The following is a 13,633-nucleotide window of genomic DNA, read 5'->3' as shown; positions in this document are numbered from 1 at the left end:
AATTGTTACGCAACGCTTATCCCTCCCCTTTAAACGAACCGGACAGTTTCAGTGAAACAAGGCTGACTAGTAAGATGACAAGCAAAAGGACAATTCCGATTGCGGCCCCGTACCCCATTTCGTTGTATGCAAGCCCCTGCTGATATAAATAACCGACAAGTGTGAGGCCGATATTGCCCGGGGAATTATTCTGCCAAAGCACATAGCTTTCCTCAAACATTCTGAAACCGCCGATAATACTGATCGTTAATACATAAACGGACACCGGCTTTAAAAATGGAAGGGTAATATGCCGGAACTTTTTCCACGTACTCGCCCCGTCAATTTCAGCCGCTTCATACAATTCTTTCGGCACGTTTTGCAATCCCGCCAGAAAGTAAAGAATGTTAATGCCCATCCACCTCCATGACGCAAGCAGCACCATTAAAAACATGCCGGTACCTTTGTTGTTGAGCCAGTTTTGGGGTGATGCGCCAAGCTTCATCATCAGCTCGTTTGCAAGCGACGTATTCATTTCTCCGAACATCAGACGGAAAATAATCCCCGCTACGATCGTCGATGTTAGAGCCGGTACAAACAGAGCCGATTTAAATACATTTCTGAACCTGACGAGCTTCGAATTCAGAATCACCGCCAAAAGAAGCGGCACCGGAATCAGCACGATCAGCGTCCAGAAGGTATATTCCAATGTGTTAAACAGTGCGGTGTAAAAGGTTGGATTAAGAAGAGCGGTATAATTGGAAAACCCGACAAATGTAATTTCTCCCGGCAGTATCCGCTGAAAGCTCATGATAAACACGCTGATGATCGGATACAAAAAGAAAACGAGAAACGAAATGATAAATGGCGCCGTAAAAAGATAAGGCGCCGCTTTTTTTGAATACAGCACATTGCGCCGGCGCGGCTTCTTCCGGACTGCAGAAACGGTTTGTGCTGTCTCTGTCTTTACAGGTCTCATAAAAGCTCCCCCGCTTTCACTGTTAAATAGGACGGCTTCTCCTATTTCTCTAATTGCTCTGCCGCCTCGTCCAAGGCTTCCTTAGGTGTTTTTTCCTGCGTCTTCAGCGCATCGAACAGCACCTGTCTGACAACGAGATCAGCCGCTTTAGAGAAGTCTTCATGCAGATAAATCGGATTGATCTCATCTTTTATTTCAAGGAGCGAGGAAAAAATTGACGTACCGTTCCGGAAGAAATCCGTGTACTTGTTTTTCTCCTTCAATTCTTTTGAATCCCACACGTCCCAGCGGAGCGGGTCAAAGCCGAGCACCGTCCAAAGCTTTATGTTCCCTTCCTTTGAACCTTTCGCAAAACCGAGAAATTCTTTCGCGAGCTTCAGATGTTCAGCCTGCTTCGGCACGACGGTGGCTGTTCCGCCTAAACCCGCTGATCTGTCACCGCCTTCTTTCCAGGCCGGCATAGGGTAAATCGCCATTTTTCCTTTTAAATCAGGCATATAATCGATAAACCGTCCCATGTACCAAATGGGCATCAGCACTGAGGCTGCCCCGCACTGATTCATAAAACCGTAGTATTCTTCGCTGTGATGGCCGCCGCCGGGAGCCGGCAGAAGGGTTTTATCATTTACCATGTCCTTTACATAATTCAGTGTGTCTGTATTCGTCTTGCTGTTCAGAATCAATTTTCCGTTTTTGCTGTAGTAGCCTGACCCTTGCTGCGAAATCATGGATAGGAATGTGGCGGAGTCGTTTGTTTCAACCGTTCCCATCGGTTTCCCAGATGCTTCACGCACTTTTTTCCCTGCCCGCCGGTAATCTTCCCATGTCTTAATGGAGGCGGGATCAACGCCCGCTTTTTTCATAATATCCATGTTGTAAAACATGACGGTCGTCCCCACATGTGTATCAAGGCCGTACAATTTTCCGTTTTTGCTGTACAATGCCAGACGCGCTTCCACAAACTTATCGCGGTCTTTTTCAATCAGCGGCGTCAGATCGGCAAGCGGGATATCCTTCCCCTTCAGAAAGTTCGAGAACCGGCTTAATTCCACGTCGGCTATATCGGGAAGCCCCTCACCCGCGATCAGCGAAACCGATAAATTATCATGCATTTGTCCATAAGGATAAACGATGGTATTCAGCTTGATTTTGCGCTCCGGAAATTTCTGATTCCATTCTTTGACCATTTCCTGATAAAACTGTTCGTGCAGGCCGTTAAACGTCCAAAACGTCAGCTCCGTTTCTCCCGGCTGGCCGGCAGTCCGTTCTTGTGAACAGCCGGCGGTAAACAAGAAGAGCATCATCATCACCAAACATACAGCGGTCGTTTTTTTCATGTCATTACCCCTTCCACTTTAGGCCGTGCGGCTATTGATGCAAATGATGTGCAAAGAGCGCTGCATTTTCATTTATGATGGTTAAACCGGTATAACGGTCTCTCAGTGTGTGCGCATGCTTAAACGCATCGCTGACAAGGTCCTGTTTTACACCGATCTCATCAAAACAGGCGGGACCCCCCGCAGATGTGAGCCACCCGGCAATTGTTTTGCCGTCGGGAAGCCCTTCATATGCAGATTGAATCGCCTCGCGAAAGTGCGGCGGCAGTTCAGCAAGCTTTTCGTGACAAGCCAGTTCTTTGTAAATATCACTCAGCACCGCGCACGCACAGCCGACCTTCGCACCGTGGAGAATCGGAGGCTGTTTTGCCTTCAGCATTTCCATCTCAATCCAATGCGAGATGTGATGTTCTCCTCCTGAGGCGGGGCGGGAGTGGTCAAGCGCAAGCATGACAAGACCCGAAACGATCAGCGCTTCCATCAGTATCTGAATGCCGGCCTCCGTTCCCATGGCAATGTCAGCGCGGTGATCAATGCACTGCCAAAGCGCGTCTTTCACAAGCTTCGCCCCGGCTTCTGAGTACGGCTCACCCGCTAGCCTGCTGGAAATCTCCCAATCTGCCAGCGATGTTATTTTTCCGAGCATGTCTCCGAAGCCCGCGGCTGTCATTGAACGGGGCGCTTCTTTTAATACATTCGTATCCGCAAATAAGGCGATCGGCGCTTTCGTTTGAATCGTCGTTTTGATTCCGTTTAATATGAGCGGCGCTCCCGCCGATGTAAAACCGTCGACTGACGGAGCGGTGGGGAATGAGATAAACGGCAATCCGCGCTGGCAGGCGGCAAACCGTGTAATGTCGTGAATCGTTCCTGAACCGGCCGCAATGATGACATCCGTCTCTTCCGCGAGATTGATCAGCGTATAGACCAATGTCCTCTCATCAGCCGCGGCGGTCCCGGCTTCATGCTCCGGAATGATGACTTTTGACGCTTTGATCCCGCGTGCCCTCAATTCTTCCGCAAGCAGACGTCCCGCCGCCTCGTACGTGTTCCGGTCACAGACGATCACCGGATGATTCCAGCATTTTTTTTGCAGAAATCTGAGAAGCTCTTCTTTTGCATTCGCCCCGATCACGATATCTTCTATTTGAATCGGTGAGCGGCTGGCCCCTTCCTTGTCAAACTCGGATTGAATGTCCTCAGGAGAACGTTTCATAAAAGGATTCCCTCCTTCGCTAATTCTGTCAGGTCTTTAATAGAATCAAGGACGATATCAGGTTCATATAGACGGGGCTCCCCAAGTTTGGCCGACCCCGTCAGAACCAATACGCTTTTCATTCCGTACAGCCTGCCCATTGCGATATCAGATTCGAGGCTGTCTCCGATAATGGCGCATTCCTCAGGGGGAAGTCCGAGCACTTCACATGCCGCCTCAGCCATCAGCCAAGACGGTTTGCCGATGACAAGCTCCGTTTTTGCTCCGGCGGATGCTTCAATGGCCCCGATCATTCCCGCGACGTCCATGGCATGGCCGCCTTCATTCGGAAAGGAGCGGTCCCGGTTCGTGGCGATGATGCGCGCGCCCGAGGAAGCTGCCTTAAAAGCGAGATTCAGATCCTCATAGGTGACGGTTTCATGCAGGGAGATGACAAGCCAGTCTGCCGCCTGCGGGTTTTGCGCCAAGGCGACACCCGCAAAAGCGAGTTCATCAGTCAGCCCTTTCTCTCCTAACACCCACACCTTTGACAAAGGATAATGCTTCTTTAAAAATGATGCCGTCACACTGGAGGACAGCACTATGCTCCGTTCATCCGTGCGGATACCGGCACCCAGCAGTTTCTTTCGGCACATTGCTCTTGATAGATTGCCGCGGTTGCTTAAAAAGACAACGGCTTTGCCCAGTGACTGAAGGGTATGAACGGCTTCTTTTGCGCCGTCAATCAGCTCCCGCCCCCTGAATACGGTTCCGTCTAAATCAATCAGAAACCCGGCTGCGTCAAGTTTGGCCATAATAAGCATTCGCCCCGTGTTTTCTGTAAAAATGCTTATCATGCAGCACTCTGTCGATCGGACTGAGCTGTTTGTTCAGCATAAGCGAATGGTAGGCCATTTCCGCTACCGTTTCGAGCACAACGGCGTTATGCAGGGCATTCAGCGCGTCCGTTCCCCAGCAGAACGGGCCGTGGCTGTGGACGAGGACACCCGGATTTTGTTCATACGGTTCGTTTTGAAAGGTTTCGGCTATGACTTTGCCTGTATGATATTCATAATCTTTCACAATTTCTTCTTCATACATTTCCCTCGTACAGGGTATAGCGCTTTCAAAGTAATCCGCGTGAGTCGTTCCGAGAGCGGGTATGTCTCTTCCGGACTGTGCCCAGCTCGTCGCCCAGCGGGAATGAGTATGAACGATTCCGCCGATAGCCGGAAACGCTTTATACAGATAAAGATGGGTCGGCGTGTCAGAAGACGGTTTCAGCGAGCCTTCGAGAATGTCTCCGTCCTCATTCAGGACGACCAGTTTGTCAGCGGTCAGCTCACTGTAATCGACACCGCTCGGTTTAATGACGATTCTCCCGCTCTCTCTGTCAATGCCGCTGACATTCCCCCATGTAAACGTGACAAGGTTATGTTCCTCAAGCTTCAGATTGGCGGCGAGCACTTCTTCTTTTAACGCTTCAAGCATGGCGGCTCCCTCCTTTTGCAAAATCACGGTTTTTAATGGCTTTCAGGCGTTTCATGACATTGTTTTCTTTGCCGAAGTAGTGTACGAGCTCTTTATATTCCGCATATAAATTGTCATAAATCTCAGCTCTTTCCGGGTTCGGGGCATAAAAGCCGTCTTTTAATTTCCCCATATGCGCGCATGCTTCAGCAATATTGGAGAATCCCCCGTTTTCCCGTCCCGCGGCGAGCGCTCCGAAAATCGCGGAGCCCAGTGCAGGCGCCTGCGGAGACCCGGATAATTTAATATCCATATTTGTGACGTCTGCATAAATCTGCATGACAAACGGATTTTTTTCGGCGATTCCTCCGGCTGCGTAAAGCTCTTCGACCGGAACGCCGTTTTCCCGGAACGTTTCGATAATCATCCTCGTTCCGAACGCCGTCGCTTCAATCAATGCCCTGTAGATTTCTTCCGGCTTCGTGTGCAGCGTCATACCAAGCATCATGCCCGTCAAATCGGCGTCCACCAAGGTTGACCGGTTTCCGTTCCACCAGTCAAGCGCGAGAAGGCCGCTTTCCCCTGGAACAAGTTCAGCTGCTTTTTTGCTGAGCAGCTCGTGAATGTCTATGTGTTTATCCTCAGCTTCCTTCTCATAGTCTCTCGGAACACACGTTTTGACGAACCATTCAAAGTGGTCGCCGACACAGGACTGCCCCGCTTCATATCCCGCATATCCGGGCAAGATGCCGTTATTGACGACCCCGCACATACCGGGGACGATATGTTCTTCGTCGCCGAGCAGCACATGGCAGGTAGACGTTCCCATGATCATCAGCATTTTCCCCGGCTCTGTAATACCGACCGCGGGCACTGACACATGAGCGTCGACATTGGCGACGGCAACGGCCGTCCCCGGCAGAAGCCCGGTCAGCTCCGCCATTTTTTCGGTCAAACCTCCTGCTTTTTCCCCGACTGAATAAATGGTGCCGCTTAATTTATCCTTTGTAATCGTTTTCATTAACGGGTTGAGCTTTTCGAAAAAATGATCCGGCGGATACCCCGTCTCCTCATTCCAGATTGCTTTGTAGCCGGCCGTGCAGTTGCTTCGCTTCAATGAACCGCACAATTGATAGACGATCCAGTCTGCCGCTTCCACAATCCGATCTGCCGCCTCGTATATATGCGGCGCTTCTTCCGCGATTTGCATGATTTTCGGGATCATCCATTCAGAAGAAATTTTACCGCCGTATCTTTTAAGGAATGTTTCTTTTGTGTCTTCGGCAATCGTGTTCAAACGGTCTGCATGTTTTTGAGCCGCATGATGCTTCCACAGCTTCACATAACTGTGGGGCTCCCGTTCAAATTCCGGCAGCATACAAAGCGGCTGCCCCGCGCCGTCTATCGGCAAAATCGTGCAGGCGGTAAAATCAATTCCTATGCCGATCACGTCTTTTGGATCAGCGCCCGCCTGCTCAAGCAGGTTCGGAATCGCCGTTTCCAGAACTTCGATATAATCGGCAGGATGCTGAAGCGCCCAGTCCCGAGGGAGTTTTTCACCCGTCTTCGGCAGCGTGCGGTCGATGACGGCATGAGTGTATTCTTTTACCGCAGACGCGATTTCTTCGCCCGTGCGGACATTGACAAGCACCGCCCGGCCGGACAATGTGCCGAAATCAACACCAATCGTATACGCCATATCAATTCCCTCCCAGCCGGTATAATACGTCATTCCATTTCAGCTCTTTTTTCAGCTCATGTATTTCGGTATTGCGGGAAATAAAGATGCTTTCAATGCCTGCCATCTCAGCCCAGTCAAGCATCTGTTCAGCCGTAAGCCGGAAGGACATACAGGTATGGTGGGCGCCTCCCGCCAAAATCCATGCTTCCGCAGCTGTTTTCAGCGATGGCTCCGGCTTCCACAGCACCCGCGCCACAGGGAGATTCGGCATATCATGATCAATTTCCCTGCCTTCCGCTTCATTCAGAATGAGACGGAATCGCCCGCCGATATCAATGATGCTGGCGATGATGGCTGAACCGCCGATTCCGTTAAAGACCAACCGGGCCGGATCTTCCTTCCCTCCGATTGAGAGAGGATGAACTTCGATTTTCGGCTGATCAAGGGCGATCGTCGGACATACTTCAAGCATATGTGATCCGAGAATCATCGCACGCCCCGGTTCAAAATGGTACGTATAATCTTCCATGAAGGAGGTTTGTTCTCCGTCCGCCATTATTTTCATCATTCGCACAAGGGCAGCCGTTTTCCAATCGCCTTCGCCGGCAAATCCGTACCCTTTTTCCATAAGACGCTGAACGGCAAGACCCGGAAGCTGCTTCATTCCGTGCAAAACTTCAAAGGAGGTCGAAAACGCTGTATATCCGCCCCGTTCGAGAAAGGCCGTTAATCCGAGTTCAATTTTCGCCTGTTCTTTAATGGAAGCAACTTTTGCTTCATCCCGTTTTGTTTCGTCGCTGATGACATACAATTTGTCGTATTCCTCATAAAGCGCCTCAATTTCTGCGTCGGTGACGTTGTTCATCACCTCGGTAAGATCGCCGATTCCGTAGCCGTCAACCTGCCAGCCGAATTGGATGTGGGCGCCGACTTTGTCTCCGTCAGTAACCGCCACATTCCGCATATTGTCGCCGAACCGGGCTACTTTAATATTCCTGCTTTCATTCCAAGCGGCAGCCGTGTTCATCCATTGCGAAATGTCATGTTTGACTTCCTCATCATTCCAATAGCCTGCGATGACTTTTCTCGTCTGCCCCATTCTTGACTGGATATATCCGTATTCCCGGTCTCCGTGAGCGGATTGGTTGCTGTTCATAAAGTCCATATCAATCGTTTCCCACGGGATGTCGCGATGATACTGGGTATGCAGATGAAGCATCGGCTTTTGAAAAGCGGAAAGACCTTCAATCCACATTTTCGCAGGGGAAAATGTATGCATCCACGTCACGACCCCCGCACAGTTTTCTTGATACTGCGCTTCCCGCAAAACCTCTCTGATTGTTTCAGATGACGTGACAACCGGTTTATGCCTGATCTTGTATCTTGATGACACCCCGCTGAGGCCGTCACATATTCCCTTTGCGTGTTTATCGACAAGCTGCAGCGTTTCCTCTCCGTATAAGTGCTGGCTTCCCGTTACAAACCAAAATTCATATTCTTTGTTCTGAAGCACATTCATTTCCCCTTCCCATCAAAATAAAGCGCTTGCATTTTAAAAAGTATACGTACGAATATAAACCACAAAACTTTTATCCTTTTATTTGTACGAACAACTTTATTATAGTTAAGGAGGAATCAACCTGTCAATCTTTTATTGCAAGTAAAAAAGCCGGACACACATGCCCGGCTGATCAATTAATAGGAAGGCCAGCCTGAACTCCAGTCGATATCATTGATGAGCATCTTCGGAATTCCGCTGTTTTCGGCATCATACGCATGACGCACTAAAATATTCCCGTTCACAATGTCTTGACCGCCCGGGCCTTTCCAACGGTCATTGCCGGAGTCAAGAATCGTCCCTCCGCCTTCTGACATGCTTTTCCCGCTTTTATCGAGATATGGGCCCGTGATGCTTTTGGATCTTCCATAAGCGATTTTGTACGTACTATTCACGCCTGAACAGCATTTATCAAACGACACCATTAAGTAATAGTAGCCGTTCTGGTAGGTGATGGCCGGCGCTTCCAAAGCTCCGCCGTTATTCGGTCTGGCAGCGATGGAATAAAGTGATCCCGTCGGTTTCATCGTATTTTTATCAAGCTTTGTCAGCTTAATGCCGCTCCAAAAAGAACCGAAGGCAAGCCAAGGGTTTCCGTCTTTATCAATTGTCAGCTCCGGATCAATTGCATTGTAGTTATCGGCGCTTGTTGAACGGATGACGAGCCCTTCGTCCTTCCAGTTTCCCGAACTGAGGCTTGCAGATGATGCAAGACCGATCGCGGAGGTATTTTTGCCGAATGAAGAAACCGCATAATACAGCCAATACTTTCCGTTATAATATTGAACATCGGGGGCCCATTGATTCAGCCCGTAATTCGGCACATAATTGCCCCACCATGACAGCGGGGAAGTAAAGATTGATTTCTGAACGGTCCATACGCCGCCGCTGCCCGCCTTTAAGACGCGAAGCCCCCTCTCCCCTTCCAAACCGGTTCCGAAAGCGTACCACGTGTTTCCTTCCTTCGCCATTGTCGGATCGTGAAGCAATTCATTTGATGCCCCCCAAAACGCGGCAGATGCCGGAGATGAAGACATCAACAGCAGCCCGGCTGTAACGGCTGCGCACGAAAAGCGGATCATGCGTCTGAATCTGTTTTTCATTTGTAAACCCTCCCCTTTTTTAAAGCGCTTTCAAAAACATGTTGTCAGATTTTTCTATGTCTTCTCTTATTGTAGACGCAGGGCTCATATTTGTACAGACAAAAAAAAGAATCTGCTTAAAAAAGCAGATTCTTCCGTATCTTTATTGGTAAGTAATACGGTCAACTGTTTCCCGATCTAATTTTTTAATCACTTCTGTAATCAATTTTACCGTATTCTCATAATCATCCCGATGCAAAATAGCGGCATGAGTGTGAATGTAGCGCGTCGCGATCGTAATGGACAGCGCCGGCACTCCGTTTGCGGTTAAATGAATGGAACCTGAATCCGTGCCCCCTCCGGCAATGGAATCGAATTGATACGGAATTCCCGCTTCTTCCGCCGTGTTCACGACAAGGTCGCGCAGCCCTTTGTGAGATACCATTGACGCGTCATACAGAATAATTTGCGGCCCTTCGCCGATTTTGCTTTGCGCCTCTTTTTCAGAAATTCCCGGTGTATCTCCGGCAATTCCGACATCCACACCGAACGCGATATCAGGCTGGATCGTATGTGCCGCTGTTTTCGCCCCGCGCAGCCCGACTTCTTCTTGAACCGTTCCGACCCCGTATACTTCATTGGGGTGATCACTGTTTTTCAGATTTTTTAATACATCGATGGCAATCGCACAGCCGATACGGTTGTCCCATGCTTTCGCCAATAAATGCTTTTCATTGTTCATCACTGTAAATTCAAAATACGGCACAATCTGGTCACCCGGAAGAACGCCCCATTCCATTGCTTCTTCACGGCTGGACGCCCCAATATCGATGAACATCTCTTTAATATCGGCGGCTTTTTTTCTGGCGTCAGGAGGCAGAATGTGAGGCGGTTTCGAACCGATGATCCCCGTGATGTCCCCTTTTTTTGTCGCGACGGTGACGCGCTGGGCCAGCATGACCTGAGACCACCAGCCGCCGACGGTTTGAAAGCGGAGAAAGCCTTTATCAGTGATTTGCGTCACCATAAAACCGACTTCGTCTAAATGCCCTGAGATCATGATTTTCGGACCGTTTTCTTTGCCGGTTTTTTTGGCGATTAAGCTTCCCAGCCGGTCTGTTGTGACGTTATCGGCAAATGGTTCTATGTATGATTTCATCACTTGTCTTACTTCTCTCTCATTTCCCGGTATCCCTTTTGCATCCGTTAACGCTTTCAGCATGGTGAGCGTTTCATCTAATTTTGTCATCAATAAACCTCCTTTTTTTTCACTACCCTTCTTATTATACAAAACCAATGCTGAAGCATACGATTAATTCGCCTGAAAAACGGGTAAATGTTTTTATCTATTTCTTTTAAAAAAATGAAACCTTTTGTTTTGTTTTTCGTATTACATCAGATCATGACAAAGGTGAGGAGGTGCCTTCACACATATGGCCATTACAGTATTGAGGATTGTCTTGCTTGCACTTCTTATTTATTTTATTTACATGTGCGTCAAATTCTACGCAAACCCGAAAAGAAGGCTCAGACTGGCGCAATCAAAAGAGAATTTTTATTTTATTGACGAACAGAAAAACACGCGAAAAAATCTCCAGCTTACTTATAAAGGAGTGCTCTTTGAAGGAGAAAAGCATATCCCTTCCAAAGATCATCCGCTGTTTATTCATACGATATTTGTATGGACCGAAAATCCGGAAAAGCTTAACCGCTTTTCTGCAGGTGATTTTGAAGAAGTCGAAAAAAAGGTATTGGAGCGGTACCCGAATTGTAAGATTGATTGGGACCAGCCCATCAAAAAAGCGAAAAAAGCAGGCGAGCGATAAGCTCTCCTGCTTTTTATGTTTTATACATCAAATACATCAGCACAAGGGCGGCTTCAGTGAGAAAAAGCAGCGGCACCCCGTATAAAAAGGATTTGTGTTTCGTCTTATGCCTGAAGGTGCGCATGCCGATCCATACGCCGAGTGAGCCGAACATGGCGGCTGTGAGCCATATTCGTTTCTCTGATATTCTCCACCTGTGCGCCTTTGCTCTTCTTTTATCAGCGCCCATGATCCAAAAGCCGTATCCGTTTATCAATACGGCGTAAATGAAGAGAGCCATTGATTGTCACCCTTTACGTAAAAAAACCGCTCCCGGAAAGAGAGCGGCTTTTTCAACTTACTTGTCTAACTGAGCTTTAGCAGCATCAGCAAGCTGATTGAAAGCAGTAAGATCGTTTACAGCAAGATCAGCAAGCATTTTGCGGTTTACTTCGATGCCTGAAAGCTTAAGACCGTGCATTAAACGGCTGTAAGAAAGACCGTTCATACGTGCAGCAGCGTTGATACGAGTGATCCAAAGCTTACGGAAATCACGTTTTTTCTGACGGCGGTCACGGAATGCATAGTTTCCTGATTTCATGACCTGCTGGTTTGCTACTTTGTATAATCTATGTTTTGAACCGAAATAACCTTTTGCTAATTTAAGAACCTTTTTACGACGCTGACGCGACACAGTTCCGCCTTTTACTCTTGGCATTATATTTCCCTCCTAATTGTTCCTTGTCCGATTACTTGATGTTGGCAAGCTGTTGTTTGATGCGTTTGAAGTCTCCTGCGCTTACAATAGCACCCTTGCGAAGCTTACGCTTTTGCTTTTGGGATTTGTTGGCGAATAAGTGACTTGTATATGCATGAGAACGTTTTAACTTCCCAGAACCTGTCTTTTTAAAACGTTTAGCAGATCCGCGGTGAGTTTTCATTTTTGGCATGGGATTTCCTCCTTATTGCTTTTCGTTTTTCGGCGCGAGCATTAAGAACATGCTGCGGCCGTCCATTTTTGGTTTTGTTTCGACTGTCGCAACTTCCGCACATGCTTCAGAGAAACGGTCCAATACGCGCTGGCCGATTTCTTTATGAGTGATTGCGCGCCCTTTAAAGCGGATAGAAGCTTTCACTTTATCGCCTTTTTCAAGGAATTTAATCGCATTGCGCAATTTCGTGTTAAAGTCATGCTCATCGATCGTCGGACTTAATCTAACTTCTTTTAAGTTAATGATTTTTTGATTTTTGCGTGCTTCTTTGTCCTTTTTCTGCTGCTCGAATCTGAACTTACCGTAGTCCATGATGCGGCAGACAGGCGGTTTTGCATTTGCTGCAACTAACACAAGGTCAAGATTTGCGCGGCCGGCGATTTCAAGTGCTTCCTGACGGGACTTGATGCCGAGCTGATCGCCATTTTGTCCGATCAGACGAACTTCACGTGCACGGATACCCTCATTAACCAATTGATCTTTGCTAATAATGAGCCACCTCCATAGTTTCTTCGAATTGATTCACAACGCTTTTTGACTGCATTCTGCAGGCAAACAAAAAGTGCGGGCATGACAACACACCCACACTACGAACATCTGCATAAATAAAAATGTACGGTCAACCTGCCAACTACATGAATGTGTCAATCAGGTGAGAAGCGGGTGCCTCTGCTTGTGATTTATATTCAATTCAATAACTATTCTACACAATACCGGATCATTAGTCAAGAATGACTTCTCCGGATCAACTTTTTCATTTTAACACGATGCCGGGGTGAGCGCAAGGAAAAATGTGAAATTTCGTTCTTTGCCGCCCGCGGACGCGCCAACACAATAAAAAACCCGGGTCTATGACCCGGGCTTATCCTCCGATGAGCTGAACGAATACCGGAATGACCAGCACCGTCACCACTCCCACGACGACAACCGCGATACTTGCCATTGCCGCTTCTACTTCCCCCATCTCAATGCCGACCGCAACACCGAGTGCGTGTCCTGATGTGCCGAGAGCCAGTCCTTTAGAGATTGGGTGCTTTACTTTAAACAGTTTTAAGAATAGAGCGCCCAGAGCATAGACGATAACGGCGTTGAAAATAACGGCGAAAGCGGTGATGTCGGTGATGCCGCCGATCCCTTTTGACAGCGGAAGGGCAATTGCCGTTGTCGCCGCCTGCGGAAGCATGCTTTTCATAACGGCCGCGTCAAGATGAATGCCTTTTGCGATCAAATAGACAATCGTGACTGAGCAGATAGAGCCGACAATAATGGAAGACATGATCTGCCACCAGTATTTTTTCAGCTTGGCACGCTGTTTGTATAAAGGGATGGCAAAAGCGATCGTCGCGGGCTCCAGGAAGAATTTAATAATGTCTCCTCCGCTTTTATAATCTTCATATGAAAAACCGCCGAGCTTCAGAAAAAGGATTCCAAGCACCATCGCGACAAACAGCGGGGTGAAGAGGAAAAAGCCTCTCGTTTTTTTAAATAAATACGTGCCGATGCCAAAGGCCGCAAGTGAAACGACAATACCGAAATATGGACTCATCCGATTTCC

Annotated in this window: 15 protein-coding genes and 1 other annotated feature; of the genes, 1 reads left to right on the top strand and 14 read right to left on the bottom strand. The window is 48.3% G+C overall.

The features are described 5' to 3' along the window. Positions 1 to 16: 16 nt before the first annotated feature. The 9 genes from K3G25_RS04485 to K3G25_RS04445 form a co-directional block, all read right to left on the bottom strand. Positions 17 to 958 carry an arabinooligosaccharides ABC transporter permease AraP gene (locus K3G25_RS04485; protein ID WP_007408105.1) on the bottom strand — a complete coding sequence of 314 codons (942 nt, stop codon included), beginning with the start codon at positions 956 to 958 and terminating at the stop codon, positions 17 to 19. Positions 959 to 999: 41 nt separating this feature from the next. Continuing rightward, entirely contained in the window at positions 1,000 to 2,295 is a 1,296-nt protein-coding gene (locus tag K3G25_RS04480) for an arabinooligosaccharides ABC transporter substrate-binding protein AraN (RefSeq protein ID WP_232489603.1), read from the bottom strand. Positions 2,296 to 2,326: 31 nt separating this feature from the next. Beyond that, positions 2,327 to 3,511, bottom strand: coding sequence for a sn-glycerol-1-phosphate dehydrogenase (locus K3G25_RS04475; RefSeq protein WP_232489602.1), 1,185 nt, complete (start codon positions 3,509 to 3,511; stop codon positions 2,327 to 2,329). After that, positions 3,508 to 4,314, bottom strand: coding sequence for a sugar-phosphatase AraL (locus tag K3G25_RS04470; protein WP_404977505.1), 807 nt, complete (start codon positions 4,312 to 4,314; stop codon positions 3,508 to 3,510). Before K3G25_RS04470 ends, K3G25_RS04475 begins: the two co-directional genes overlap by 4 nt. Further along, positions 4,292 to 4,981, bottom strand: coding sequence for an L-ribulose-5-phosphate 4-epimerase (gene araD, locus K3G25_RS04465; protein WP_003152509.1), 690 nt, complete (start codon positions 4,979 to 4,981; stop codon positions 4,292 to 4,294). Before araD ends, K3G25_RS04470 begins: the two co-directional genes overlap by 23 nt. Continuing rightward, a complete protein-coding gene (araB, locus tag K3G25_RS04460; protein ID WP_025649712.1) occupies positions 4,974 to 6,659 on the bottom strand; it encodes a ribulokinase in 1,686 nt (561 codons plus the stop codon). Before araB ends, araD begins: the two co-directional genes overlap by 8 nt. A gap of 1 nt (position 6,660) precedes the next feature. Next, entirely contained in the window at positions 6,661 to 8,154 is a 1,494-nt protein-coding gene (gene araA, locus K3G25_RS04455) for an L-arabinose isomerase (RefSeq protein ID WP_102421663.1), read from the bottom strand. A 182-nt stretch (positions 8,155 to 8,336) separates the two neighbouring features. After that, positions 8,337 to 9,302, bottom strand: coding sequence for an arabinan endo-1,5-alpha-L-arabinosidase AbnA (locus tag K3G25_RS04450; RefSeq protein WP_021494425.1), 966 nt, complete (start codon positions 9,300 to 9,302; stop codon positions 8,337 to 8,339). Positions 9,303 to 9,444: 142 nt separating this feature from the next. Continuing rightward, entirely contained in the window at positions 9,445 to 10,530 is a 1,086-nt protein-coding gene (locus K3G25_RS04445) for a M42 family metallopeptidase (RefSeq protein WP_094296072.1), read from the bottom strand. 184 nt (positions 10,531 to 10,714) lie between these two features. Between K3G25_RS04445 and K3G25_RS04440 the strand changes: the two genes are divergently transcribed. Continuing rightward, positions 10,715 to 11,107, top strand: coding sequence for a hypothetical protein (locus K3G25_RS04440; protein WP_003152498.1), 393 nt, complete (start codon positions 10,715 to 10,717; stop codon positions 11,105 to 11,107). A 13-nt stretch (positions 11,108 to 11,120) separates the two neighbouring features. On the opposite strand, the gene K3G25_RS04435 is transcribed toward K3G25_RS04440, so the two are convergent. From K3G25_RS04435 to lrgB, 5 genes are all read right to left on the bottom strand, one after another. Then, the gene (locus K3G25_RS04435; RefSeq protein WP_007613018.1) at positions 11,121 to 11,387 is read right to left on the bottom strand and encodes a DUF1294 domain-containing protein; all 267 of its coding nucleotides are present in this window, start codon (positions 11,385 to 11,387) and stop codon (positions 11,121 to 11,123) included. A 57-nt stretch (positions 11,388 to 11,444) separates the two neighbouring features. Continuing rightward, entirely contained in the window at positions 11,445 to 11,804 is a 360-nt protein-coding gene (gene rplT, locus K3G25_RS04430) for a 50S ribosomal protein L20 (protein ID WP_007613019.1), read from the bottom strand. Positions 11,805 to 11,835: 31 nt separating this feature from the next. Beyond that, complete coding sequence (gene rpmI, locus K3G25_RS04425; protein ID WP_003152493.1) at positions 11,836 to 12,036, bottom strand: 50S ribosomal protein L35; 201 nt, start codon at positions 12,034 to 12,036, stop codon at positions 11,836 to 11,838. Positions 12,037 to 12,048: 12 nt separating this feature from the next. Continuing rightward, positions 12,049 to 12,570 carry a translation initiation factor IF-3 gene (gene infC / locus K3G25_RS04420; RefSeq protein WP_071543361.1) on the bottom strand — a complete coding sequence of 174 codons (522 nt, stop codon included), beginning with the start codon at positions 12,568 to 12,570 and terminating at the stop codon, positions 12,049 to 12,051. Positions 12,571 to 12,628: 58 nt separating this feature from the next. Then, positions 12,629 to 12,759, bottom strand: a sequence feature (ribosomal protein L20 leader region). Positions 12,760 to 12,940: 181 nt separating this feature from the next. After that, positions 12,941 to 13,624 carry an antiholin-like protein LrgB gene (gene lrgB, locus K3G25_RS04415; protein ID WP_003152487.1) on the bottom strand — a complete coding sequence of 228 codons (684 nt, stop codon included), beginning with the start codon at positions 13,622 to 13,624 and terminating at the stop codon, positions 12,941 to 12,943. Positions 13,625 to 13,633: the final 9 nt, after the last annotated feature.

Origin of the sequence: Bacillus sp. FCW2, assembly GCF_021228595.1 — a bacterium.
Taxonomy (GTDB): Bacteria; Bacillota; Bacilli; order Bacillales; family Bacillaceae; genus Bacillus; species Bacillus velezensis.
The sequence above is the reverse complement of the archived record's forward strand: the minus strand, read 5'-3'. Positions and strand labels throughout refer to the sequence as shown.

What these genes read in the sequence shown, in the direction of transcription:
- K3G25_RS04485 (WP_007408105.1), bottom strand. Translation starts at nt 958, where the DNA reads ATGAGACCTGTAAAGACAGAGACAGCACAAACCGTTTCTGCAGTCCGG.
- K3G25_RS04480 (WP_232489603.1), bottom strand. Translation starts at nt 2,295, where the DNA reads ATGAAAAAAACGACCGCTGTATGTTTGGTGATGATGATGCTCTTCTTG.
- K3G25_RS04475 (WP_232489602.1), bottom strand. Translation starts at nt 3,511, where the DNA reads ATGAAACGTTCTCCTGAGGACATTCAATCCGAGTTTGACAAGGAAGGG.
- K3G25_RS04470 (WP_404977505.1), bottom strand. Translation starts at nt 4,314, where the DNA reads ATGCTTATTATGGCCAAACTTGACGCAGCCGGGTTTCTGATTGATTTA.
- araD (WP_003152509.1), bottom strand. Translation starts at nt 4,981, where the DNA reads ATGCTTGAAGCGTTAAAAGAAGAAGTGCTCGCCGCCAATCTGAAGCTT.
- araB (WP_025649712.1), bottom strand. Translation starts at nt 6,659, where the DNA reads ATGGCGTATACGATTGGTGTTGATTTCGGCACATTGTCCGGCCGGGCG.
- K3G25_RS04450 (WP_021494425.1), bottom strand. Translation starts at nt 9,302, where the DNA reads ATGAAAAACAGATTCAGACGCATGATCCGCTTTTCGTGCGCAGCCGTT.
- K3G25_RS04445 (WP_094296072.1), bottom strand. Translation starts at nt 10,530, where the DNA reads ATGACAAAATTAGATGAAACGCTCACCATGCTGAAAGCGTTAACGGAT.
- K3G25_RS04440 (WP_003152498.1), top strand. Translation starts at nt 10,715, where the DNA reads ATGGCCATTACAGTATTGAGGATTGTCTTGCTTGCACTTCTTATTTAT.
- K3G25_RS04435 (WP_007613018.1), bottom strand. Translation starts at nt 11,387, where the DNA reads ATGGCTCTCTTCATTTACGCCGTATTGATAAACGGATACGGCTTTTGG.
- rplT (WP_007613019.1), bottom strand. Translation starts at nt 11,804, where the DNA reads ATGCCAAGAGTAAAAGGCGGAACTGTGTCGCGTCAGCGTCGTAAAAAG.
- rpmI (WP_003152493.1), bottom strand. Translation starts at nt 12,036, where the DNA reads ATGCCAAAAATGAAAACTCACCGCGGATCTGCTAAACGTTTTAAAAAG.
- lrgB (WP_003152487.1), bottom strand. Translation starts at nt 13,624, where the DNA reads ATGAGTCCATATTTCGGTATTGTCGTTTCACTTGCGGCCTTTGGCATC.